The following is a 25,191-nucleotide window of genomic DNA, read 5'->3' on the forward strand; positions in this document are numbered from 1 at the left end:
TGTCAGCGCTCACATCATTATCAGAACGCCGTTCCCTCGAAAACACCCTGCAAAGCGGAAAGTGAGCCTGCAACAACGATGTTAACGTTCACACGCTTTCTCGTCCTAGTAGTCACCCTGAGCACCGTTACCGCATTCGGCGGCACCTCGGCCTCGGCCGGTCCCGCCCTCACGCAGAACCAGGTCCGGGTGCCTGCCGCACCGATGGGCTGGGCCTCCTGGAACACCTTCTTCGAGAACATCGACCACAGCGTGATCAAGGCACAGGCCGACGCACTGGTGTCGTCCGGGCTCGCGGCCGCCGGCTACCGGTACGTCAACATCGACTCCGGCTGGTGGAAGGGGACCCGCGACAGCGCGGGCGACATCACCGTCGACGAGAGCCAGTGGCCCGGTGGCATGAAGGCGATCGCCGACTACATCCACGGCAAAGGGCTCAAGGCGGGGATCTACACCGACGCGGGCAAGAACGGTTGTGGCTACTACTTCCCCACGCCCGGCCCTCCGCACGCCGGCACCGGCAGCGAGGGGCACTACGAGCAGGACATGCTGCGGTTCTCCCAGTGGGGCTTCGACTACGTCAAGGTCGACTGGTGCGGCGCCGACGTCGAGGAGCTCGACGCGCCCAGCACCTACCGGGCGCTCAGCGACGCGACCGCGAAGGCGAGCGCCGCCACCGGACGTGAGCTGGTGCTGTCGATCTGCGAGTGGGGCAAGAACGACCCGTGGAACTGGGCGCCGGGCATGGCCCCGTTGTGGCGCACCGGAACGGACATCGTCTTCGCGCACGAGACACCGTCGATCGACATGGTCCACGAGAACTTCGACAAGAACCAGCGGCCGACCGCTCAGCACACCGGCTACTACAACGACCCGGACATGATGATGGTCGGCATGCCCGGCCTGTCCGCCGCGGCGAGCCGGGTGCACATGAGCCTGTGGGCGGTCGGTGGTTCGCCGATGCTGCTCGGCAACGACCTGACGAAGGTGAACGACAGCACGATCTCGGTGCTGACGAACCGCGAGGTGCTCGCCGTGGGCCAGGACCCGCGCGGCCTGCCCGCCGTCGAGGTCGCGGAGGACGTCCGCGACCGGCAGGTCTACGCGAAGGTGCTGTCCGGCAACGGGCGCAGGGCGGTGGCCCTGCTCAACCGGACGTCCTCGGCGGCCACCATGACGCTCAGGCTGGCCGATCTAGGCCTCGCGGGCCGGACGGCGGCCGTGCGCGACCTGTGGAGCGGCGTCGCGACACCGGTCACCAACGGCAGCCACAGCGTCACGGTCCCCGCGGGTGACGCGGTGATGCTGTCCGTCGCCGGTGTGGAGGCGAGCGCCGCCACGTACCCCGTCGTGAACTCCCGCGCCACCGGCATCACCGCCACAACCGGCGGGCTGGCGGTCGCCACGTTCGAGTACACCAACGGCGACCGCGTCGCCCACCAGAGCACCCTGCAGGTCAACGGGAGCCAGATCCCCACCACGCTCGCACTTCCGCCGACCGCCAGGGGCACCGTGTCCGCGATCGTGTCACTGGCGAAGGGGACCAACTCCCTGACGGTGTCCGGAACCGGGGTGACGGCCGTCGAGGTGCGCGAACTCCCTGGCACGGCCGGCACCGAGGTGGTCGGTTCGCCGTCCGGCCGGTGCGCCGACATCAACGGCAACACGATCACCAACGGCACGCAGGCCCAGTTGTGGGACTGCAACGGCGGCGAGCAGCAGACGTTCACGCACACCGCACGCAAGGAGCTAGTGGTCTACGGCAACAAGTGCCTCGACGCGTGGGACCACGGCACCACCAACGGCACGAAGGTCGCCATCTACGACTGCACCGGTGGCACCAACCAGCAGTGGAACGTCAACCCCGACGGCACCATCACCGGTGTGCAGTCCGGTCTCTGCCTCGACGCCTACAACGCGGCGACGACCAACGGCACGAAGCTCGTGCTGTGGACGTGCAACGGCGCCGCCAACCAGAAGTGGACGCGCAACTGATGATCAGACCCCTGCTCCTGATCCCCGTGGTGCTGGCAGCGCTCGCCACGCCGGCACACGCCACCACCGGTGGCAGCTTCGAGGTGCTGACCTACAACGTGGCGGGCCTGCCGGAGCCGCTGTCGTCCGGCGACCCCGCCGTGAACACGCCGTTGCTCAGCCCGCGTCTCGCGCCCTACGACGTCGTCAACGTCCAGGAGGACTTCAACTACCACGCGGCCCTGTACGCGGGCGACAACCACGCCCACCGCACGCCCACCAGCGGCGGGGTTCCGTTCGGCAGCGGCCTGAACACGCTGTCGCACCGGCCCTACGGCGACCTCGAACGCACGAAGTGGTCGTCCTGCAACGGCACGGACTGCCTCACGCCCAAGGGGTTCACCTACAAGCGGATCACGCTGGCGCCCGGGGTGAGCGTCGACCTGTACAACCTGCACCCCAACGCGGGCACCGAGACCGCCGACCTCGCGGCGCGCAGGTCGAACATCACCCAGCTGTCCCGGTACATCGCCGCGAACTCGGCGGGCAACGCCGTCATCGTCATGGGCGACACCAACACCCGCTACACCCGCGAGGCCGACAACATCCGCGAGCTCGTCACCACCAACGGCCTGACCGACGCGTGGGTCCAGCTCGAACGCGGCGGCCAGGCACCCGCGGCGGGCGCCCCGGCACTCGTGTGCGACCCGGCCGCGGTCACCGACTCCTGCGAGGTCGTCGACAAGATCCTCTACCGGGGCAACCGGCAGATCACGCTGACCGCACGGGACTACCGCAACGACAACGCGGCGTTCCTCGACTCCCAGGGCAGGCCGCTGTCCGACCACTACCCGATCGCCACCCGGTTCGACTGGACGGCGGACGACGACATCCAGCTCAGCGCCGAGGCCGGCGGTCCGCACGGAAGCCCGTTCACCGACGTCGCGGCGGTCGACCTGGGGGCCGTGCGCACGCTCACATTGCGCGGTGGCAGCAGGCTGGACCAGATCTCGGCCACGCTCACGAACGGCACGACGCTCACCCACGGCGGCTCTGGCGGCACGGCCACGTCGCTCACGCTCGAGCCGGGTGAGCACTTCGTGTCCGCGACACTGAGCCAGAGCAAGTACAACGGCCGCACGCGGGTGTTCTCGGCCGCCTTCACCACCAACCGGGGGCGCACGCTCTCGGCGGGGCAGCCGACCGGGGAGACGCTCACCGCCACCGCACCCGCGGGCTGGCGCATCGCCGGGTTCACCGGCCGGTCGGGTACCGAGGTCGACCGGCTCGGCGCGATCTTCGTGCCCGCCTGAACGACCAGCTGACCGGAGACGTCGACGACGTCCGCGCCCCGTGCAGGGCGCGGACGTTCGTCACCGCGGGATGAGCTTCTCACCGAGCATCAGCTGAACGTCCTGCCGGACAGTCACCTCCGCCGCGTGTCCCTGGCACGTCACCACAACCGTCTTCTCACCGCGGAGACCTCGCAACGCGACAGCTTTCAGCTCCCCTCCGTCCCACCACAGGTCGACCACCACGCCGCCCCGCGCCCGCAGTCCGCGCACCACCCCGGTCGGCCACGCCGAGGGCAGCGCGGGCAGCAGGCGCAGCTCGCCGGTGTGGCTCTGCAACAGCATCTCCGCGATCGCGGCGGTGGCGCCGAAGTTGCCGTCGATCTGGAAGGGAGGGTGTGCGCACAGCAGGTTCCGGTACACCCCTCCCCCGTGCGGGCTGCCGTCCGTCGCCTCCGTCAGCAACATCGACATCAACGCGTGCGCCCGGTCGCCGTCGCCGAGCCGTGCCCACAGCGCGGCCTTCCAGGCCAGTGACCAGCCCGTGCCCGCGTCTCCCCTGGCGACGAGCGCGCGCCGGGCGGCCTCGGCCAGTTCCGGGGTGCGCACGGGATCGATCTGGTCACCGGGGTAGAGGCCGTACAGGTGCGACACGTGCCGGTGGTCCGGTTCCGCGTCGGGCACCTCGTCGGCCCACTCCAGCAGGCCGCCGTGCGATCCGACCGGAGGTGGCGGCAGCTCGACCTTCCGCACCTGGTCCACCACGTCGTCGTGCAACCCCAGCACCTCGGCGACCTCGACCAGACCGGAGAAGAGGTCCGCCGTCAGCGCCAGGTCCATCGTCGACCCGATGCCGGCCCCGACCGGTTCTCCCCCGGCCAGGTAGTGGTTCTCGGGGGACGTCGACGGCGCCGTCGTGAGCACGCCGTCGCGCGGGACCAGCCAGTGCAGGCAGAACTCGGCCGCGCCGCGCAGCACCGGCCAGGCGTGCTCGCGCAACCAGTCGACGTCACCGGTGAACGCGTAGTGCTCCCGCAGGTGCCGGCACAGCCACGCCGCGGCCATCGGCCAGTTCGCCCACGCCGGGTCGCCGCCGCCGTCGCCGACCGGGGTGGTGAGGCACCACGGGTCGCTGTTGTGGTGCGCCACCCAGCCCGGCGCGCCGTAGAGCGCCTTCGCGGTCGCCGCACCGGGTCCGGACAGCTGTGCGACGAACTCCAGCAGCGGCTCGTGGCACTCGGGCAGCGCGGTGACCTCGGCCGGCCAGTAGTTCATCTGCAGGTTGATGTTGAGCGTGTAGTTGCCGCGCCACGGCGGATCGGTGTGGGGGTTCCAGATGCCCTGCAGGTTCGCGGGCAGCGTGCCCGGCCGGGAGCTGGTGATCAGCAGGTAGCGGCCGTACTGGAACAGCAACGCCGGCAACGCCCGGTCGGGCCGCGCGATCCGCTCGCCGGTCGGCAGGTCCGGCACCGGGCCCAGCTGGAGGCTCACCCGGTCGAACAACGTCCGGTGGGCCTGGACGGCCTGGTCGCGGAACGTCGCCCAGCCCAGCTCGCGGGCCTGTTCGGCCCGCTCGACCGCCACGCGGGAGCATTCGGCGGGATCGTCCACCGGCGCGGCGCCGGGCCCGCGGTAGCCGGTCTCGGTGGTGACGTAGACAGTGTCGCCGTCCACCGCCACGACCGCCGCCCAGGCCATCCCGGACGGCACCACGCCCCGGACTCCCACGACCCCGCCGGACGACGTGAAGTGCTCACCGGGCAGCGACCCGCGCAGCACCGGGCTCACGCCGGTACCGGTCACCCGCAGCGCCAGGACGTGCAGGCCCGCGTGGCACACGGCCTCCCGCCGCACCACCGCGTCCCCGGTCCGGTAGGAGACCGAGTACACGCCGGTGCGCAGGTCGAGCTCGCGCCGGTAGGCCTCGGCGCGGCCGGGGTCACCGACCAGCGAGACGTCGGCCAGCGGCTGGTACTTCGCGGTGTCGGGCCCCTGGACGCGGAGCAACACCTCCTCCGCCGCACGGGGTGAGCCCGCCAGCACGTGCGCACGGGCCTGCTCCACCAGACCCGGATCACCGGACGGCGCCGGCAGCGGCGACCCCGTCCACAGCCGGTCGTCGTTGAGCTGTACCAGTTCGGTGCCGACGCCGCCGAAGCACATCGCGCCGAGCCTGCCGGTGCCCAGCGGCAACGCTTCCTCCCACGCCGCGGCGGGGGCCTCGAACCACAGGCGGGTCATCGCGGCACCACCACCGCGCCGGCGCCCCGCCGACCTCGGTGGTTCACGGAGTCGATGACGTCGATTCGACTCGTTCGACACCTCTTCCGTCGAACGGCGCCCTGAATTCGACGATCGCGCAGGAAAACGCTTTCCGCATTATGCAGCAACACATTCAGACCCTTGCGTCAGGAGCTGGACAAGGTTCATCGTAGCCGTCGTGAATCTGCGACGAGGGGTTCTGCTGCCGTTGGTGTTCACCGCCGTCCTGGCCGGGCAGCTGCCCGCGTCCGCGCACCCCACCCCCGGCGAGCGCCTCGACCGCGGGCTCGTCGCGGCGTCCGTCGACGGCGGCGTGCACCTGAGCTGGCGCCTGCTCGGCCGGGAAGCCACCGGCGCCACCGCCACCGGCCTCTCGGGACCCGGCTTCGCGGTGTACCGGGACGGGAAGCGCATCGCGACCGTCACCGACAGCACCACCTACCTCGACACCGGCGCGACTCCTGGTGCGCGGTACCAGGTCGCTCCCGTGCGACGCGGTGTTCCGCTGGGGCGCAGCAAACCCGTGACGCCGTGGGCGGCGTCCCACCACGACCTGCCGTTGCGCAAGCCCGCGGACGGCGTGACGCCGGCCGGTGAGCGCTACACCTACTCCGCCAACGACGTCAGCGTCGGTGACGTGGACGGCGACGGCCGGTACGAGTACGTCGTCAAGTGGGATCCCAGCAACTCCAAGGACGTCTCGCAGGTCGGCTACACCGGACCGGTGTACCTCGACACGTACCGCCTCGACGGCACGCTGCTGCACCGGATCGACCTCGGCGTGAACATCCGGGCGGGCGCGCACTACACGCAGTTCCTGGTCTACGACTTCGACGGCGACGGCCGCGCGGAGCTGATGACGAAGACCGCGCCGGGCACTCGTGACGGCCGCGAGCGGTTCGTCACGATGCCGCACGAGGACGTGCGCGCCGGGTACCGGCACACCGACGACTACCGGCTCAGCCCGGAGGGTTACCGCGACCACCTCGTCGGAGTGTTCCGCGGCTGGACCTCCCATCCCGAGGTGGTCGCCGGCCGGTGGCCCGCGACGCTGGAGCAGGCGTTCGGCATCGAGCAGCGGTACGCCTACCCCTTGTCCACAGAGGACGCGACCGCGCTGGTCGACCACTTCATCGACGTCTACGCGCCGTCCCGCAGCGCCAACAACAAGCTGCGCCAGTTCGCCGGTTTCATCGTCGACGGCCCGGAGTACCTGACGGTGTTCGACGGCGCCACGGGACGCGAGCTGCAGACCGTGCGCTACGAACCCGGCCGCACCGACGACGGGCTGATGTGGGGCGACTACGCGATGTCCCGCATCGAACCGGGCAACCGCGTCGACCGGTTCCTGTCGGGAGTCGCCTACCTGGACGGCAAGCGCCCGTCCGCGATCTTCGCGCGCGGCTACTACACCCGTTCCACGGTCGCGACCTACGACTGGGACGGGAGGCGGCTCAGGAAGCGCTGGCTCGCCGACAGCGGCTGGGTGCCGATGACGAACCCGTTCCGCGACTCCCCGCACGGCCGCGACGGCACGAACCCGAGTCATGCCAAGCTCACGACGCAGGGTTCGCACTCGTTGAGCGTCGCCGACGTGGACGGTGACGGCAAGCAGGAGATCGTCTACGGCGGCGCGACGCTCGACGACAACGGCTCGTTGTCGTACAGCTCGGTCGGCGTGCTGCCGCCGGGCAGCGTGGAACCAGGAGCCGAAGCGAGAGTCGGGCACGGTGATGCCCTGCACGTCACCGACATCGACCCGAACCGTCCCGGCCTCGAGATCTACATGGTCCACGAGGGCGCCCGCTCCGCCCCGTACGGCTACGCGCTGCGCGACGCCCGCACCGGCGCGACGATCTACGGCGCCTACTCCGGGATGGACACCGGCCGCGGCATGATCGGCGACGTCCGCCCGGACGTGCCCGGCCTCGAGACGTGGTCGTCCATGCCGAACGGCTCGGACTCCGGGGGCACCTGGAGCGCGGACGGCCGGCGGCTCGACACCCGTTCTCCCGGAACGAACATGAGCATCCGCTGGGCCGGTGACCTGACCACCCAGATCGTGACCGGCGCCCAGGACGTGACGCCGGCCGTCGAGGACTGGCGGCGCGGCACGCTGCTCACCGCCACCGGAACGCGCACCAACAACGGCACCAAGGGAAACCCGTCGCTCGTGGCCGACGTGTTCGGCGACTGGCGCGAGGAACTGGTCGTGCGCACGCAGGACAGCACGGCGCTGCGCTTCTACCTCAGCACCGAACCGACGAACCACAAGATGTACACGCTCATGCACGACCGCCAGTACCGCGTCGACGTCGCCCGCCAGCAGACCACCTACAACCAGCCGTCGTACCCGGGCTTCTACCTCGCCTCGGACGTCGACTGGTCGCGCGTTCCCCTGCCCTCCCACCGATTGGCCGGATCATGATCAAAGGACTTCTCGTCTCGGTGGTGGTGCTCCTGAGCACCGCGGTACCGACGGCGTCCGCCGCCACCACGAGCTCGCCCACCGACCCGAGCGTCCGGTACTTCGGCCGCTGGAACACGAGCTCGTCGAGCGCCTACGTCTCCGAGTGGGCGGGCGCCTACCTCGTCGTCGGCTTCACCGGCCGGACGGTGAAGCTCAAGCAACGTCGCGCGATCGACTTCTTCGTGAGCATCGACGGCGGGCCTGACGTGTCCTACGTGAACCGGACCGGCACGGTGGACCTCACCCCGTCACCACTGGCCGCGGGCAACCACACCCTCCGCGTCTCCTACCGCCCCATCGCGGGCTCCTACAAGGGCGACGCGGTGTACCAGGGCATCGAGATCGACACCGGCGCACGCACCTTCGCGCCCACCGTGCCGTCGAAGACCGTCGAGTTCGTCGGCGACTCGATCACGGTCGGCCAGCAGTCGTCGAAGCAGGCGCTCACCGCGTACGGCTGGCTGACCGGCGAGAAGCTCAAGACCGGCCACACGCAGATCGCGGTGGGCGGCGCGTGCCTGCACCCCGCGGCGGACGGGTGCCTGAGCATGCGCGAGGGTTTCCTGCGCACCGGCCTGGCGCTGAACGCGCCCGCGTGGAACTTCGGCCGTTACAAGGCGAACGCCGTCGTGATCAACCTCGGCACCAACGACGTCGGCCACAGCGTCACCAAGGAGGAATTCCGCTCCTCCTACGTCACGCTCCTGCGGCGTGCGCGGGAGAAGTACCCGACCGCGGCGATCTTCGCTCTCGCCACGTTCCGCAAGCGGTACGTCCCGGAGACCCAGGCGGCGGTGAAGGCGCTCACCGACGGCGGCGACCGCAACGTGCACTTCGTCGACACGCTGGGCTGGATCAACGAGGCCACTGACACGACGGACAACGTGCACCCCAACGACCAGGGTCACCGCAAGATCGCCGACAGGCTGGCACCGATCGTGGCCGCCAGGATCTAACCGGCGTTCTGTGCCTCGACCAGGTCGAGGTCGCGGACGCAGAAGCCGTGGTGCTCGAAGGTCTCGTTGAGCACCGTGCGCAGGCACTGCCGCACCGAACGGCCCCGCGCGTACGGCGGCCAGACGTCGCCGTCGGGCACGGGCGCCACCGCTGCGAGCTGCGCGGCGGTGGCCTCGTCGAGCCAGGCCTCGAGCTCGGCGGCCTGTGCGGCACGCACGCCCACGATCTCGTCGAGGGCCGGATCGAGCGACAGGTCGAGCCCGTGCGCTTCACGGTAGGGCTCGACCGTCGGTCCGATGCCCATCGGCGTGAACAGCTCCGTCGAGCCCAGGCAGCAGCGGCGGAACCACGAGTCGTGCACGAAGACCAGATGGCGCAACGTCTGCACCGCCGACCACTCGTCGTTCACGCTGCGGCGCTCGATGCCGGGCGTCCGGCGGATCCGTTCGAACGTGGCGGCCCAGCCTGCATGGAGCCGGCGCGCTGCCTCCCGCAGATCGGCGGGGTCCTCGGAACGGATCAGCACCCGCACCGGGTGACGCCGGTCCAACTCCGCCTCGACGTACGCGCTGACCTCAACGCCGTTCACCACGAGGTTCGTGACGAGCCCGTCGATCACGGCGTCCTGCAGGACGACACCGATCAGGCGCGCCCCGGTCAGATCGCACTCGCGGAACTCCGCGCCGTGCAGGTCCTCGTCCACATATCGAGTCATGCTCCGCATAGTAGGTCCGAGCACCGACAGTCCGGGCTCCGCTGCCGCTCACCAAGCAGGTGCCTTCGCCAGCACCTCGATCTCGCCGAGGGTGAGGTATCCGGACGGACGCGCGGTCAGGACGACTCGCACGGCGGTCGCGGGCGGCGAGGGGTTCAGCACGACCTCCGTCCGCAGCGCGGTGACTTCGACGTCACCACTCGCGTCGACCCACGTGCCGCCGACCGTGCGCACCTGGACCTCGAGGCTCTGGGCGATGCCGCCCTCACCGTCGCGGTGGGAGTGCACGGCCACCCGCGTGAGGTCACGGGTTCCGGGCAGGGTGAAGGTGATCGTGTCGGCGGGGTTCTTGGTGCCGGACCTCCAGTTCGACCACGCCTTCTCCTCCGTGACGCCGTTGCGCAGCCGGTCCGCGGAGTAGCCGGACTCGGTGTACGTCGCCGCGACGGTCGCGTCCAGCGCCGCGTTCACCTCGACGGGCTCGGTCACCTGGACCACCGCCGCCGCGGCCACCGTGCTGCCGTCGACGACCTGGGCGCGTCCGGTGACCGTCACCGTTCCGACGTGGTCGAACACCGCTGAGTCCCACACGACGGGAAGTTCGGCCTTGCCGCCCCGTTTGCCCACCCCCGTGACGGTGGAGGGAAGTTCGGGCCGCCCGCCGACGTAGGTCTTCGCGCGGGCGGGCAGTGTCGAGGCGATCGTGTCGACGGTGACCACGGCCAATGCGGGCAGCTTTCGGCCGAGGACGTCCGTCGCCGTGCCGTGGACGCGCACGGTCCCTGGCTGCTGCCACTGCCAGTCCGGCGGGAGGTTCCAGGCCACGGGTAGCGCGCCTCGCACTCCGTCCGGGTACACCGGCGTCACGGACTGCGGCAGCACGGGCCGAAGCTTGGGAACCGTGAACACAGCGGTGTCCTGCACCCGTTGCGCGGTCTCGTCGACCGGAGTCCAGCGCTGGCTCGCGCCGGAGGTCGGGGTCTTCGCCGACACGGCCTCCCCGGTCGCGTCGATCAACGTGCCGGTGGCGGCGTTGACGAACGTCCAGCTGCCGTCGCCGGTCGTCGACATGATCCACTGAGCCGCGGCGTCCCCGCCCGGCTGGAGCACGACGGCGTCACCCGATGCGGCCAGCCGGGTTCCGGTCACGGCGCTGACGATCTCGTAGCGCTCGCGGTTTCCGCCGCCGAAGCCCAGTTTCCGCACCGCCCACAGCTGTCGCGCACTCGCCGTGTCGGTGGTCCGGAGCACCGCTGCCGCCCAGTCGTCGGACGGCTGCAAGGACTTCCCACCAGAGGCGATTCGGTACACGTGATCGGGCTGGACGAGCGCGGCGTCGCCGGACACCCCCGCCACACCGTCGACGAGGAACGTGGTGACCGACTTCGCCGGCACGGAGAGCGTGGCCGACTTCCCCTTCACCCGCACCGGGTTGCCGCGCACGAGGGCACCGGACGCGTCGGTGACCACCGGCGTCACCTTGGCCAGCGGCGAGACGAGCCCGAACCGCGACAGGTCCAGCGTCACCGCGCGGCCGGCGTTGCCGCTGTTGACGTGCACGACCGTCGCGTCCAGACCGGACCGCTTCACCGCGGCGACGCTCGACGGGTCGTCGGTCTTGACGAACCGGTCTCCCGGCCGGACGAAGTGGGTGAAGTTGCGGATGGTGTGGAACTTGGTGTTGGTCCTGATCGGACAGGACTCCAGCGTGGCGTCCGCGGTGCAGTCGAACGGGATGTGGATGCTGCCCCAGTTCTTGCCGGCGGCCGTCTGCGGGGCGGTGTCCTCGACGGGCTGCCAGAACACCCACGCGGACGGTTCGAGCTCGCGGATGTCCTCGAGCATCCTGGTCGCCATGCCCAGACCGGGCTCCATGCTCGTGTAGTCGGTGGTGCCGTTGCCCCAGGTGCCCTCGACCTCGCTCATCCAGAGCTTCTCGCCAGCGCCCTTGGCGATGTCGCGGACGCTGGTGCGCTGGCCCGTGCCGTAGGTGTGCACGTTGAGCTGGTCGACGACGTCCCGCGCCGGGCCGTAGCGGTTCCAGTTGCGCACGAACGTTCCGGGGTTCGTCTCGTCCATCGCGGACACCTTCACCCGCGACCGCAGCTCGTCGAGCGCGCGCCGCGCGGCGAGCAGAACTTCCTGCTGCAACTCCGGTCCCGCGTGCGCGCCCTCCTGGCGTCCCCCGGCCGGCCGTCCGTCGGGGCCGATCTGCGTGCCCCAGTAGTTCGTGTTGGGCTCGTTCAACGGAGCGAGCGTGTCGAACTTGATGCCGTGCGCGCGTTCGACCTCCTGGGTCACGCGCGCCAGGTAGGTGGCGAAGTCCTCGACGCGGTCGCGGCGGATCTGGTCGATGTTCGGGTCGAACCCGCCCGAGACGTAGCCGCTGACGGTCTGGAACCACGGCGGCGAGTTGCTGAACGCCTCCCACTTGGTGACCTTGCGCTTGACCTGGTCGACCCACCAGCGCTGGTTGGCGTCCGCGGAGAAGTCCCAGTGGTCCGGGTTGTCCGGCTGCCACCAGTCCACGTCCTCGCGCGTGGTGCCGGGAGGGGCTTTCCAGAAGCCCTCCATCGTCGCGCCCTTCTTCATGTAGTCCTTGCGGACGTCGGGCGCGTTGCCGCCGCCGATGTTGTACCGCGCGATGTTCAGGCGCAGTCCGTCCTCGCCGAACAGCAGGTCGACGAGCCGGCGGCGGATCGGCTCCGGATAGCCGCCGGTGATGTTCGCGAACCACACCAGGCTGGTGCCCCAGCCCTCGAACTCCGGTTGCTGGTACGACGGGTCGACGCGCACGGTGACCGCGTTCTGCGGCAACGGGTCCGCGGCCGCGACCGGCGTGGAGAGGCCGGCGGCGACGAGGGTGAGAGCCAGCAGAAGCCTCGTCATGTCAGGCCCCCAGGCGGAAGTCGGCGACGCGGATCGGCGACGGCGTGGTGCCGCTGGAGGTCTGCTGGTACTGCACCGACAGGATGCCCTGGGACGCTAGGCGCGAGGCGTCCACGTTCACCTCGCCGAACGCCTGCAGCGACGGGCGGTCGAACAACGTCGTCCAGTCCGTCCAGCCACTCGCCTTGCTGGCCGCCACGATCTTCCCGCGCGGCAGCACGAGGTACGCGTTGTCGTCCCGGTCGAACACGATCTTCGTGCGCTGGCTGCTGTTCGGCGGGACCGGGACCTCCATCTTGGTCCACCTGCCGTCCGCGCCGCGGAAGACGTGGAACGTGCGGCCGTACTGCGTGCGTTGCTGGGCGTAGTTCGACACGCACTGGGTGAACCGGCCGGGGACGTAGCTGATCACCACGTGCGGCCTGCCCTGGGCGTCCACTGCCTGGCTCTCCTGGTTCATCAGGCCGTGGTTCGGGTCGAGCGGATCGGCGACCAGACCCGGCGAGCCGACGTTCACAGGCGCGCCCCCGGTCGTGCCCACGACGGTTCCGGCACCGTTGCGCCACGTCCGGCCGCGGTCGTCGCTGTAGACGTAGCCGGTGTCGTGGTTGGTCAGCCCGCCCGGGTTGCACAGCACACCGGCATTGCCTTCACGCCAAGTGAAGGCGGCGTGCAACCGTCCATTCCGGTCATAGGTCAAGCCGTGCAGGTACATGTTGCGGGTCGTGGACACCACGCCGTTCGGGCCGGTGTACGAACCGGTGGCGGAGGACCAGCCGCCGAGCTTGCGCCACGTGCCGCCGGAGTACTCGGCCAGCTCGTTGACACCGTTGCCGGAACCACCCGTGCGGTAGCTGAACTGCAGCCTTCCCTCGGGCGTCACCACGAACTGCGGGTACGTCATGGAACCGAGCTCGACGCCGCCGAGCGTGCGCTGCACCGCACCGAACGCGCCAGCGTTCCACTGCTGGGCGCCGGACGCGAGGCCGGGCTGGGACCGGAAGTAGAACAAGCGCGTGTTGTGCGCGTCCAACGCGACGTGGATCGTGTTGTCCTGCGGGGAGATCCCCAGCGAGATCACGTTGTGCGAGTCGTCGGTGCTGAGTTCGTGCGGCAGGACCACGCTCTCCCACCGCGTGCTGCCGACGGTCCGCCGCGCCACCACGGCGTTGCGGCTCGCGGTGTACCAGGTGGCGTACTGACGTCCCTGGTAGGTCAGGATCGCGTCCTGCTGGAACGAGTTGTTGTTCACCACCCCGTCGTAGGACACGAAGTACAGCGCCGAAGGATCGAGCAGCGTGTCGCCCACGAGGCTCACGGCCGGTGCCGCCGCGGGCGCACCCACCGCGGGTCCTGGCGACGCCAGCAGCACCGCGGTCACCAAGCACAGCACTGTCCTCTTCACGGTTCCCCCGGCTGGTCGTGGTTCGGCCTGTTCCCCGGATCGTGAGGTCGAACAAAATCGAACGCAAGCGTCGAGTTGTTCGATAACAGTGGGCACCATGTGAACGGCACGGACCTCGTGGCCTCTTGTCGCCTCTCCAGCTCGACTGTTCACTTGTGTTCAGTTCTGCCTGAACATGGAGGTTCAGCGTGCGGCGCGCGATTGTTCTTGCCACAGTGCTGTTAGTTGCGGTTGGTTCGACGACACCGATCGCCTCCGCTGTCGATCCCCCTCCGGACGTGCACGCCTACCTCGAGGACCCGAGCAGGATCGCCGAGGGACAGGAGCCGCACCACGCGTTGCTGCTGCCGCAGGCGGACCTCGCCTCGGCCGTGCGCCGCGACGAGCGCACACCGTTCACGCAGTCGCTGGACGGCAGGTGGCGGATCTCCATGGCGGACAAGCCCGCCGACGTCCCCGCGCGGTTCTACGCCGACGACCACGACACGTCCGGCTGGCGCACGGTGACCGTGCCGCACACCTGGCAAACCGACGGCCTGGACCACCCGATCTTCCGCAACATCGCCACCGAGGTGCAGCCGGACGACCCGCCCCGCGTGCCGCGCGACGTGAACCCGACCGGTGCGTACGTCCGCGACTTCGACGTGCCGGCCGACTGGACGAGGCGCGCGACGTTCGTGCGCTTCGAGGGCGTGACGTCCGCCTACTTCGTGTGGGTCAACGGCAAGTACGTCGGCTACGACCAGGGCGGCTACACCCCGGCCGAGTTCGACATCTCCTCCGCGCTGCGACCGGGCCGCAACAAGATCGCCGTCCAGGTGCACCGCTGGAGCGCCGGTTCCTACCTCGAGGACTACGACCAGTGGCGGTACTCGGGCATCTTCCGCTCGGTGTCGCTCTACTCGACGCCCGCCACGTTCATCCAGGACGTGACCCTCAAGACCGACCTCGACGCCACCTACACCGACGCGACCCTCACGGCGGACGTCGAGCTCGGCCGCAAATCCGGTGGCACCACCGGCGCGCACCGCGTCACGGCCAGCCTGCGTGACTCTCGTGGCACCGAAGTCGGTTCGGTGAGCCAGGAGACCGACGGCACCACCGCCCGTCTCACGCTGCCGGTGCGCAACCCGGCGAAGTGGACCGACGAGACGCCGAACCTCTACACCGTCGTGCTGACGCTGACCGCACCCGACGGCAAGGTCACGCACATCACCAGTGACACCACGGGTTTCCGCGAGATCGAGATCCGCGACAAGACCCTGCTGGTCAACGGCAAGCGCGTGCTGTTCAAGGGCGTCAACCGCGCGGAGACCGACCCGGACCACGGCCGGCACGTTCCGCGCGCGGCACAGGAACGCGACGTGGCGCTGATGGAGCAACTCAACGTCAACGCCGTGCGCACGTCGCACTACCCGAGCGACCCGTACTTCTACGACCTGGCCGACCAGCACGGCATCTGGGTCGACGACGAGGTCGACATCGAGACCCACAACCACGAGAACTGCGCCCGGTGGTGCCAGGCGAACCAGCCGGAGTGGCGCGACACGTTCCTGGACCGGCTGATCGGCATGGTCGAGCGCGACAAGAACCACCCGAGCGTCTTCCTGTGGGACACCGGCAACGAGGCCGGGCTCGGCGCGCACCACTACGAGATGGCGCGCTGGCTCAAGGCCAACGACCCGTCGCGACCGATCTACCACCAGTCCAACAACCCGGACGGTGACGCGCCGTTCGCCGACGTGTGGGGACCGCGCTACCCGTCGCCGGAGAGGTTCGCCGAGCAGGCGAAGAGCACGACCAAGCCGTTGATCTTCGGTGAGTACGCGCACGCCATGGGCAACAGCCTGGGCAACTTCCGGGAGTTCTGGGACATCATCCGCGCCCACCCGCAGACCCAGGGCGGCTTCATCTGGGACTGGGCCGAGCAGAACATCAAGCAGAAGACCCGCGTCGCGCCGGACAGTTCGGGCAACGACATCACCGCACTGCTCTCCGGTGCGCCGAAGCTCGTCGACGGCCACCGCGGCAAGGCGCTCTCCCTGTCGGGGCTCGACGACTTCGTCGAGGTCTACCGCGACCGCAAGCTCGACATCACCGGTACGGCGCTGACACTGGACGCGTGGGTCAAGCCCGGGAAGTGGACCGGCCAGTTCCCCATCATCGCCAAGGGCGACCACCAGTGGACGCTCAAGATGAAGAACGAGACCACGCTCGAGTTCTTCATCCACAGCGGCACCTGGCGCGCGGTGCAGGCGAAGGTGCCCGCCGACTTCTACGGCAGGTGGCACCGGGTCAGCGGTACGTACGACGGCACCGCGTTGCGGCTGTACATCGACGGCGCCGAGGTCGGCGTCCTGCCGTTCACCGGCGCGATCGACTACTCGGCGGCGGACGTGAACATCGGCCGCGACTTCGAGATGTCGTGGAACGACCCGTCGACCGTCGGCTGGATGGCCCGCGGTGAGGTCGACGACGTCCGCGTCTACGACCGGGCGTTGCCGGCCGCCGAGCTCGGCGTCTCCTCCGCCCCGGCCGGCGGTGCCGTGCTGGCGCTCGACTTCGACAGCGTCCGGGAACGCGGCACGCACCTCGCGTACGGCTCCACGCTGTCCGGTGTGGACGGCCTGATCGGCACGGACCGCAAGCCGCAGCCGGAGACCACGCAGATGGCCTGGGCGCACCAGCCGATCCGGTTCGGCTACTCCGGCGGTGTGCTGTCGGTGACCAACGAACGGCAGTTCACCGGCACCGACGACCTCACCCTGCGCTGGCGGGTCACCGAAGGCTCACGGGTGGTCAAGAGCGGTGAACAGCCGCTGCGGGTCGCCGCCGCCTCGACCGCGCCGATCTCGCTGCCGGTCCCGGTCGACGACGCCGACCGGGAACGGTTCCTCACCGTGGAGACGGTCACGTCGGCCAAGGCGCCACTGCTGCCGGCCGGGCACGTGCTGGCCCACGACCAGTTCTCACTGGGCGGCAGCCGCGTTCCCGGTCTGGACAAGGCACCTCTCGACTGGGCTGTCGTGTTCACCCACGAGGACGCCCAGAAGGTCACCGCCACGGCAGCGGGTGCCGCCTACACCGTCGACAAGAGGTCCGGCGCGCTGACGTCCATGAAGTCGTGGGGCCGCGAACTGCTCACCAGCGGTCCGAAGCTCGACGCGTGGCGTGCGCCGATCAGCAACGAGACCTACACGTGGGGCCGCGCCGAGGGCGAGGACTGGCGCAAGGCCGGCCTGGACCGCCTCGAAACCACGGTGTCCGGCGTACGGGTGGAGAAGGACGGGCACAAGACCACGCGGATCATCGTGGACAGCAAGGTCGCCGCACCCGGTGTGAGCGGGGCGTGGTTCGACCAGACGATGGTCTACGCGGTGGACTCGGCCGGTGTGCTGCGACTCGGGCACCGGGTGACGCCGCAGGGCTCCATGCGGACGCTGCCGTACCTGCCGCGCATCGGTGTCCAGCTGTCCGTGCCCGACCGCTTCTCCGAGTTCTCCTGGTACGGCAGGAAGGCGGAGAGCTACGTCGACCGCAAGGACGGCACGCCGATCGGGGTGCACTCCACCTCGGTGGCCGACCAGTACGTCGAGTACCACCGCCCGCAGGACCACGGCAACCACACCGACACCCGGTGGGCGCTGCTCACCGACGGCCGCACGTCCGGTCTGCTGGTGTCGGGGGCCCGCGAGGTCAGCGTCACGCAGTACGACGACATCGAGCGCGCCGCGTACCCGTTCATGTTGCAGCGCAACAAGGGGTACTTCACGCTGCACGCCGATCATGCCGTGACCGGTGTCGGTGACACGCCGAACCCGGTGCGGCAGCGCAGTCAGGTCCGTCCCGACAGCACCTACGAGTACACGATCACGATGCGACCGCTGACGTCGCAGGAAGCCTGGTCGGGCCTTCCGGCGGGGGCCTGACCGGTGGAGGTGGCCCCGGTGTCCGCCGGGGCCACCTCACCTTCATGCCCGCGTGCGTCCGATGTAGACGTTGCGGGCCCGGTAGTTGGTCTCCGCGGTCGGGCCCGGGCTGCCGGACGAGCCCTCCATCTGCAGGTTGATGATCACCCAGAGCGGTTTGCCGACGAAGTTCCTCGCGGTGTGCTTCGCGATCCACTTTCCGTCGAGGTAGTAGTGGATGTCGACGTCGGTGCCGTTCACCTTGGTCATCCACGCCCGGTAGGTGTGCCAGGAGCCCGGCGAGGACACACCGACGATCGAGCTCGACACGTCGCTGGACGTCCGGAAGGTGTTGAACCAGTTCCGGTTGTCGCCCTTGAACTCGAGGATGTCGCTCTCGGGCGGCCAGCTGTTGACGCCGGTCAGCCAGAACGCGGGCCAGGTGCCGCGGGTGGACGGCGCCTGGAAGTCGCCCTTCACCTCCCAGTTCGGGAACTGGTCGTTCACCACGACGTGTTCCTTCGCGTGGATCGCGCCGGAGTGGTAGCGGATGGGCAGGTGCGGATCGGCGCTGCTGTTGCCCTCGTCCCAGGAGATGCGCGTCGCCTTCACCGTCAGCACGCCGCCGGACAACGACACGTGGTTGTGGTCGCCGGAGCTCGCGTACATCCTGGCCGTGCCGTTGTGGTCGGAGCCCCACGGGTAGCGGTAGTTCCATTCCGACTCCAGCGCGCCGTAGCCGCTGAAGGCCCCCGTCCCGATCACTTCCTCCCACGCCGCCGCGTTCGCGGGGGTCGTGGAGGCGGCGGTGAGGACGATGACGAGTGCGCCCGCTGCGATTCTCATCGCCTCACTGTCCTGGACGAACTCGTTGCCGCACAACAGTTCCGTCGATTCGACGGGCGGTTCGAATCGACAGGGTCAGTCGTGCGGCGAGCCCCCCTCGGCCGGGTCGTGGACGTCGAGCCGGCCGCACATGCCGAACCGCCTCGGGCTTTCCTCGCTCATCACGTGCACGTCGGCGTCGGCGAGGTGGCCGATGTCGCCGTCGCGCAACCGGTCCAGGTGCTCACCGGTGCGTTCGGCCGACGCCAGCGCGCCCGCCCGCCACCGCTTCTCCCAGTCGCCCAGGACGTCCTGCTTCAATCGCACGGCGGAGCGGTAGAAGTCGTCCAGCGCCGCGGCCTCGCCCGCCTCGACGCGACGTCTCAGCTCCAGGAACCCATCGAGGGCCAGGTCTCTGCGCCGCCGGGCGGACTCCTCGTCACCGGCCTGGGCGTGCGCGGGGTAGCTCTCCGCGTCGGCCAGCACCTCGGCGGGGAACGTGAACACCGCGTCGCCCGCCTCGGGCAGGCCGCTGTTCTGCATCACGACGATGATCCGCAGGTCGCCGTCGTTGACCAGGCGGTGGATCGTGCCGGGCGTGAACCAGGCGACGGTGCCCTCGCGCAACGGCGTCTCGGCGAACCCGCGGCGGGTCAGGGTCTGGACGCTGCCCTGCCCGCCGATCACGTAGTAGCACTCCGAGCAGGCGAGGTGGACGTGCGGCGAACCACCGCACACCCCGTCCACCGCCGGCCAGTCGTACACCCTGAGGCCGGAGATGCCCACACCGCCCGGGAACGGCGTCACCACGGATGATCCTCCACATAGGATTCCAGTTGCGCCCTGTCCCACTCGCCGCCGGCCACGACGAGCCGGTAGCGCAGGGTCAGCGCCGCGCCCGGCGCCAGTTCCACGGTGTCGTGGAAGGCGAAGGACGGGTTGACCGCCGCGAACGGCGTGCTGCGCACGAACCAGTGCGTGTTCTTGTTGTCCGGGTGGTCCAGGAACAGCAGCGTCGACCAGCGGTCCACCTCGTCGTGCCGGCCGATGAACGCGAGCCAGCGCGCGGCCTTGCCCATCATCTCCTGCCCGGCTCCCCCGTCGGCGGCGATCACGGTGCCGTCGGTGAACGAACGCGGACCGCGCCAGAAGAACCCGGTGTAGCCGGCGAGCTCCCGCCCGTTGGTCGTCGGGCTGCCGAAGACCAACGGATCGGCACGCAGGTTCGTCATGGTGGTGGCGAAGTCCAGCGTCCACGAGTCGTCCTCGACGTCGCGCACCGTGAACGAACGCGACTCGCCGACCCAGCGCTCTCCCTCCTCGGTGAACCACGACAGGCGCTCGTCGAACCGGGCGCCGTCGACCTCGAACTCCTCGTGCCGCATGGTTCCGATGTTCGACAGCGCCGCGTAGCCCCGGTCGCGCACGTACGTGACGCCGCCCCAGAAGTTCTCCCCCGACACGTCCGTCGCGGTCATCTGCACACCCTTGTGCCAGCGGTGGTCGTGCGGCCGGAACGCCGTCACCACGTCGCCTGCGAGCGTGCGCACCGGGTGCAGGTAGGGCTTGGGCCCTTCGAACGCGGGTGTCGACGGCCGGTGGACGTACCGGAAGAGCTCGACGTCGCCCACCGACACGGCGAGCGCCTCGTCGTCCTGCCGCATGATCACCGGTTGTTCGCCCACGGGGCACCGATTCCTTCCATCGTCGCGTGGAACGGGCTGTCCGGGCCGATCTGGCCCGCCTTCACGACCGTGCCGGTGAACGCGGAGGCGTAGAGCGCCGCGATGAACTCCATCGTGTTCCTGGTGTCCGCGAGGGTCACCGGAGGTGCCTCCCCGCTGTCCAGCGCGTCCAGGAACGCCGTCAGCTGGCACCGGTGACCGCTGACGATCCCCGACGGCCCGCCACGCCAGCGCGTGACGATCTCGTCGTGGCCGGGCGCGGGGGTCACGGTCCAGTCCGCGTCGGTGTAGCCGTAGAGGTGCTCGACCTCGACGGTGGCGCGTTCGAAGTCGAACCTCAGCTGCGACGTCTCCCTGGGCGACAGCAGGGAGTTGGTCACCGAGGCGACCGTGCCGTCGGCGAACGTCACCAGCGCCATCGAGACGTCCTCGGTCTGCACGTCGCGCGCCTGCCGGACGGCCACCGCCCGGATCTCCTGCCACGGCCCCAGGACCGACAGAAGCAGGTCGAACTGGTGGATGCCGTGACCCATGGTCGGGCCGCCGCCCTCGCTGTCCCACGTCCCGCGCCACGGCACGTCGAAGTAGGCGTCCCCGCGGTACCAGAGCGTGTCGCACTTGGCGACGAACGACCTGCCGAACACGCCTTCGGAGACCAGCCGCCGCAGCCGGATCGCGGCCGGACCGAAGCGGTGCTGGAACACCGTCGCGACGCGACCGGTCGAGGCGCGTTCAGCCGCGATCAGCGTGTCGATCCCGCTCAGCGACAACGCCGGCGGCTTCTCCACCAGCACGTTCACGTTCGCGGCGAGGCACTCCAGCGCCACCGGCACGTGATGGCGTGGCGGCGTGCACACGTGCACCACGTCCAGCTCTTCCGCCTGCAGCAACGCGGCGGAAGTGGGGTGCACGCGCGGCACACCCCACTCCTCGGCGAACGCCGTTGCGCGATCGGCGTCCACGTCCACCACGGCCACGAGTTCGACGCGTTCCCCCGCCGCCCGCACCGCCTCGGCGTGGGCGGCCGCGATCGCCCCCGTGCCGACGATGGCCGCCCGCCTCACTTCGCGGCGTCCACTTCGGACTGCACTTCCCTGATGAACGCCGCCGCGGCGGCATCGGGTGTGGTCCGGCCGAACAGGACGTCCTCGGTGTGCCGCTTGAGGATCGTGTCGAGCGTGCTGGCGCCGTTCGGCGTGATCCTCGGCGGATCGCTCACCGGGACGGTGTCGAGGTACTCCTTGGCGGCCTTGTCGGTGTCCTTGAGCTGCCCGGCGATCGCCTCGCGGATCTTCTGGTTCGCGGGCACGCCGCGTTCGGTCAGCAGGACCTTGGCCGCCTCGTCGTCGTTGGCGAGGAAGCTCACGAACGCCGCGGACTCGGCCGGGTACTTCGACCGGGAGGACACCGACCAGAACATCGACGGCTTGTAGTAGGCGCCGGGTGACGAGCCCTGGGTCTCACCGGGCAGCCGCAGCAGCTTCAGCTTGGCACCGCTGGCGGCGGTCAGCGCGGTCAGCTGGGTGTTCCACCACAGGCCGAACGCCGCGGTGCCGGTCGCGGTGGCGGACTGGTTCAGCCCGGCGGACGCCTTCTCGACGCTCACCGACGGCGGCGGCGCGACACCGGACTTGGCCAGGTCGAGGATGTACTGCCAGTAGTCACGGGCGATCTCCTGCGGCAGCACCACCTTGGCGTCGGCGTCGAACATCGCCTTGCCCTGCTGCCGCGCCCGGATGCTCAGCCCGGCGGCGTCGTTGATGCCCGGCGTCTGCACGCCGAACACCTGGCCGCCGCCGGCCTTCGACACCTGCTCACCGATCTTCCTGAGGTCGTCCCACGACCACTTGGTGTCGTCGGGCACGGGAATGTTGTACTTCGCCAGCAGGTCGAGGTTGACCATGATCGAGTACATGCCCAGGCCGACCGGCAGCCCGTACTGCTTGCCGGCGATCGCACCGGTGGCGAGCGCCTTCTGGTCGAAGTTCGCGGTGTCGAGGTGTTTCTTGGCCTCGTTCAGGTCCAGCAACGCGCCGCGCTCGGCGTAGGAGGCGATGTAGAGCTCGTCCATCTGCATGATGTCGGGCGCGTCGTTGGCCGCCATGGTGGTGGCGAGGCTGTCCCAGTAGCCGTTCCACTCCTTGAACTCACCTTTGACGGTGATGTTCGGGTGCTTGCGCTGGAACATCTCGATGACCTGCTGGGTGCGCTTGTGCCGGTCGTCCGCGCCCCACCAGGTGAAGCGCAGCGTGACCTTCTCCGTCGTGAGGTCGGCACCCGCCTCCGTTCCGGAACCGCACGCCGCCAGCAGGGACGCGGTCAGCGACAGCAGGACCGCCCAGGCGGTCCCCCGGCGAACACCTCTGAGCATGAGCTGTCCTTTCGGCTACTTGCCCCCGGTCGTGGCGATCCCCTTGACGAGGTACCGCTGGCCGACGAGGAAGGCGAGGAAGATCGGGAGGAGTGACACCACGCTCATCGCGAACTGCGAGCCCCACGAGGTGGCGACGGTCGAGTCGACGAACGAGCGCAGGGCGACGGGAACCGTGTACATGTCCGGGTCCGTCAGGTAGATCAACTGGCTGAAGAAGTCGTTCCACGTCCAGATGAACGTGAAGATCGTGGTGGTGGCGAGCGCGGGCGTCATCAACGGCAGGATGATCTGGAGGAAGATCCGCGGGTGGCCGCAGCCGTCGATGCGCGCCGCCTCGTCGAGCTCGCGCGGCAGGCCGCGGATGAACTGCACCATCAGGAAGACGAAGAACGCGTCGGTCGCGAGGATCTTCGGCACGATCAGCGGCAGGAACGTGTTGACCCAGCCGATGTTCGAGAACAGCACGTACTGCGGCACGATGATCACGTGGATCGGCAGCATGATCGTGCCGAGCATGATGCCGAACCACCACCGCTTGCCGGTGAACTGCAGCCGGGCGAAGGCGTAAGCGGCCATCGAGCACGACACGAGGTTGCCGACGATGCAGCCGAGCACCAGGACCGCCGAGTTCAGCAGGTACGTGCCGAACGACGGTGTGAGCGCGTTCCAGCCCTCGGTGTAGTTCTCGGTCTGCAGGCCGTCGAGGATCAGTCCGGGACTGCGGAAGATCTCGTCGCCCGGCCGCAACGAGCTCGCGATCATCCACAGCACCGGGTACAGCATCACGAACCCGATCAGGACCAGGCCGAGGTGCTTGACGGGGGTGGTGAGCCTTCTAGTCGTCATAGAACACCCAGTACTTCGCAGCCCAGAAGTTGATCGCGGTGAACGCGGCGATGATCAGCAGCAGGAACCACGCCAGCGCCGACGCGTAACCCATGTCGAACCGGCTGAAACCCTGCTGGTACAGGTAGAGCGTGTAGAACATGGTCGAGTCGGACGGTCCGCCGGTGCCGCCGGAGACGACGAACGCCTGTGTGAACGACTGGAACGCGTGGATGATCTGCAGCACCAGGTTGAAGAACAGGATCGGCGAGAGCAGCGGCAGGGTGATCCGCCGGAACCGCGCCCACCTGCTCGCCCCGTCGATCGCGGCGGCCTCGTAGTAGACTTCCGGGATCTGCCTCAGCCCGGCCAGGAAGATGATCATCGGCGAGCCGAACGTCCACACGTTCAGCACGATCAGCGTCGACAGCGCGGTGTCCGGGTCGGAGATCCAGCCCCTGCCCTCGACGCCGAAGAAGCCGAGCAACCGGTTCACCAGACCGTCGGTGCCGAAGACCTGCGTCCACAGCACCGCGATCGCCACGCTCGACCCGAGCAGCGACGGCAGGTAGAACGCCGAGCGGTAGAACGCGAGCCCGCGCAGCCCCCGGTTGAGCAGCAGCGCGACGCCCAGCGCGCACGCCAGCTGCAGGGGAACCGAGACCAGCACGTAGGTGAACGTGACCCGCAGGGCGTTGTGCAGCCGGGAGTCGCTGAGGATGCGCGCGAAGTTGTCGAACCCGATGAACTTCGGCGGCTGGATCAGGTTGTACTTCGTGAAGCCCAGCGCGAAGGACGCGACCACCGGGCCGATCGTGACGAGGAGCAGTCCGGCGAACCAGGGCGCGAGGAACCAGAATGCGGCTCGGTTGTCGCTTTTCCGTACCTGGACGCCACCTCGGCGCAGTTGACGCAGTTCGTCTAGAGCGCTCATCGACCCCCGACCTCGCCGTCCGGAAAACGCTTTCCGGAGTCTGCATCGGTGCCTGATGAGCGTCAAGCACGCTGTCGAATGCCGTCGAACGACCCTGTCGAACGGCGTCGAACAGCGGAGTCCTTTGTAGAGATTTGGCCTGGAGGGCGAACCCTGGTCGCCCTCCAGGCTCGCTTCAGGCGTAGGGGTTGCGGCCGGACAGCCCGCCGACCTTGCACGGGCCGTTCGCCGCGTCACGGCACACGACGACGCCCATGTACGTGATCGAGTCGCCGCTGATCGACCAGGTCAGGTCGTTGTACGACGAGTAGTCCTCCTTGTCGCAGCCGGAGTGGTCGTACCGGCGCGTCGGCGTCGTGTCGGGGTGCAGCGAGCCGTTGTAGAACAGGAAGTAGGCGTAGACGGGCTTGGCGTCGCAGCCCCAGTCGGAGACGAGCAGGTCGATGTTGCGGACCGAGCCGCGCCCGGCCCAGTCGAACGTCGCCCCGGCGTAGCCGTAGTCCTGTCCCGAGTAGATGAACTCCTGGTCGGCGGCACTGGCCGAAGGCGCGGTGACGACGACGGCGGAGAGCGCGGCCACGGCGGCGGCCGCGACCCGGCCGGCGATCTTGGTGAAGGTTCTCGAAACCATGGCGGCAGTTAACAACGCGCCACCGCGGTCGCTGAAGCTTTTGCG

At 69.4% G+C, this 25,191-nt stretch carries 17 protein-coding genes; 5 read left to right on the top strand and 12 right to left on the bottom strand.

The window, feature by feature from the left end; translation table 11 throughout:
* Positions 1 to 189 precede the first annotated feature (189 nt).
* On the top strand, positions 190 to 1,995 hold the full coding sequence (locus tag DFR72_RS22535; protein ID WP_245983367.1) for a ricin-type beta-trefoil lectin domain protein: 1,806 nt from the start codon (positions 190 to 192) through the stop codon (positions 1,993 to 1,995).
* Positions 1,995 to 3,287, top strand: a complete 1,293-nt coding sequence (locus DFR72_RS22540) for a jacalin-like lectin (RefSeq protein WP_090065213.1) — start codon at positions 1,995 to 1,997, stop codon at positions 3,285 to 3,287. Before DFR72_RS22535 ends, DFR72_RS22540 begins: the two co-directional genes overlap by 1 nt.
* Before the next feature lie 60 nt (positions 3,288 to 3,347).
* Here the strand turns inward: DFR72_RS22540 and DFR72_RS22545 are convergent, their stop codons facing one another.
* Positions 3,348 to 5,507, bottom strand: a complete 2,160-nt coding sequence (locus tag DFR72_RS22545) for a glycosyl hydrolase family 95 catalytic domain-containing protein (RefSeq protein WP_090064728.1) — start codon at positions 5,505 to 5,507, stop codon at positions 3,348 to 3,350.
* Between the two features lie 199 nt (positions 5,508 to 5,706).
* Between DFR72_RS22545 and DFR72_RS22550 the strand changes: the two genes are divergently transcribed.
* Positions 5,707 to 7,956 carry a rhamnogalacturonan lyase gene (locus tag DFR72_RS22550; RefSeq protein ID WP_090064729.1) on the top strand — a complete coding sequence of 750 codons (2,250 nt, stop codon included), beginning with the start codon at positions 5,707 to 5,709 and terminating at the stop codon, positions 7,954 to 7,956.
* Positions 7,953 to 8,954 carry an SGNH/GDSL hydrolase family protein gene (locus tag DFR72_RS22555; RefSeq protein WP_090064730.1) on the top strand — a complete coding sequence of 334 codons (1,002 nt, stop codon included), beginning with the start codon at positions 7,953 to 7,955 and terminating at the stop codon, positions 8,952 to 8,954. Before DFR72_RS22550 ends, DFR72_RS22555 begins: the two co-directional genes overlap by 4 nt.
* On the opposite strand, the gene DFR72_RS22560 is transcribed toward DFR72_RS22555, so the two are convergent.
* Genes DFR72_RS22560 through DFR72_RS22570 form a run of 3 tightly spaced genes read right to left on the bottom strand, consistent with a single transcriptional unit; the run spans position 8,951 to position 13,964 of the window.
* A complete protein-coding gene (locus tag DFR72_RS22560; RefSeq protein WP_170176353.1) occupies positions 8,951 to 9,670 on the bottom strand; it encodes a DinB family protein in 720 nt (239 codons plus the stop codon). The genes DFR72_RS22555 and DFR72_RS22560 overlap by 4 nt on opposite strands.
* 48 nt (positions 9,671 to 9,718) lie before the next feature.
* Positions 9,719 to 12,559, bottom strand: a complete 2,841-nt coding sequence (locus DFR72_RS22565; protein ID WP_177224526.1) for a glycoside hydrolase — start codon at positions 12,557 to 12,559, stop codon at positions 9,719 to 9,721.
* A gap of 1 nt (position 12,560) precedes the next feature.
* Positions 12,561 to 13,964, bottom strand: a complete 1,404-nt coding sequence (locus tag DFR72_RS22570; RefSeq protein WP_245983368.1) for a BNR repeat-containing protein — start codon at positions 13,962 to 13,964, stop codon at positions 12,561 to 12,563.
* Positions 13,965 to 14,242: 278 nt separating this feature from the next.
* On the opposite strand from DFR72_RS22570, the gene DFR72_RS22575 reads away from it, so the two are divergent.
* Positions 14,243 to 17,893, top strand: coding sequence for a glycoside hydrolase family 2 TIM barrel-domain containing protein (locus DFR72_RS22575; protein ID WP_245983369.1), 3,651 nt, complete (start codon positions 14,243 to 14,245; stop codon positions 17,891 to 17,893).
* A gap of 42 nt (positions 17,894 to 17,935) precedes the next feature.
* Here the strand turns inward: DFR72_RS22575 and DFR72_RS22580 are convergent, their stop codons facing one another.
* From DFR72_RS22580 to DFR72_RS22615, 8 genes are all read right to left on the bottom strand, one after another.
* Positions 17,936 to 18,718 (bottom strand): glycoside hydrolase family 16 protein, encoded by a 783-nt coding sequence (locus DFR72_RS22580; RefSeq protein WP_090065215.1) that lies wholly within the window; start codon positions 18,716 to 18,718, stop codon positions 17,936 to 17,938.
* A gap of 75 nt (positions 18,719 to 18,793) precedes the next feature.
* Positions 18,794 to 19,507: a cupin domain-containing protein gene (locus tag DFR72_RS22585; protein WP_090064734.1), complete on the bottom strand. Its 714-nt coding sequence runs from the start codon at positions 19,505 to 19,507 to the stop codon at positions 18,794 to 18,796.
* Positions 19,501 to 20,382, bottom strand: a complete 882-nt coding sequence (locus DFR72_RS22590) for a DUF6807 domain-containing protein (protein WP_245983370.1) — start codon at positions 20,380 to 20,382, stop codon at positions 19,501 to 19,503. The genes DFR72_RS22585 and DFR72_RS22590 overlap by 7 nt, the downstream gene beginning before the upstream one ends.
* A complete protein-coding gene (locus DFR72_RS22595; RefSeq protein ID WP_090064735.1) occupies positions 20,364 to 21,446 on the bottom strand; it encodes a Gfo/Idh/MocA family protein in 1,083 nt (360 codons plus the stop codon). The genes DFR72_RS22590 and DFR72_RS22595 overlap by 19 nt, the downstream gene beginning before the upstream one ends.
* Positions 21,443 to 22,753, bottom strand: coding sequence for an ABC transporter substrate-binding protein (locus tag DFR72_RS22600; protein WP_090064736.1), 1,311 nt, complete (start codon positions 22,751 to 22,753; stop codon positions 21,443 to 21,445). The genes DFR72_RS22595 and DFR72_RS22600 overlap by 4 nt, the downstream gene beginning before the upstream one ends.
* A 15-nt stretch (positions 22,754 to 22,768) precedes the next feature.
* Entirely contained in the window at positions 22,769 to 23,602 is an 834-nt protein-coding gene (locus tag DFR72_RS22605) for a carbohydrate ABC transporter permease (RefSeq protein ID WP_090064737.1), read from the bottom strand.
* Positions 23,592 to 24,515 (bottom strand): carbohydrate ABC transporter permease, encoded by a 924-nt coding sequence (locus DFR72_RS22610; protein ID WP_090064738.1) that lies wholly within the window; start codon positions 24,513 to 24,515, stop codon positions 23,592 to 23,594. Before DFR72_RS22610 ends, DFR72_RS22605 begins: the two co-directional genes overlap by 11 nt.
* A 175-nt stretch (positions 24,516 to 24,690) precedes the next feature.
* On the bottom strand, positions 24,691 to 25,146 hold the full coding sequence (locus DFR72_RS22615; RefSeq protein WP_090064739.1) for a hypothetical protein: 456 nt from the start codon (positions 25,144 to 25,146) through the stop codon (positions 24,691 to 24,693).
* Positions 25,147 to 25,191: the final 45 nt, after the last annotated feature.

Origin of the sequence: Lentzea flaviverrucosa (assembly GCF_003350445.1) — a bacterium.
GTDB lineage: Bacteria > Actinomycetota > Actinomycetes > Mycobacteriales > Pseudonocardiaceae > Lentzea > Lentzea californiensis.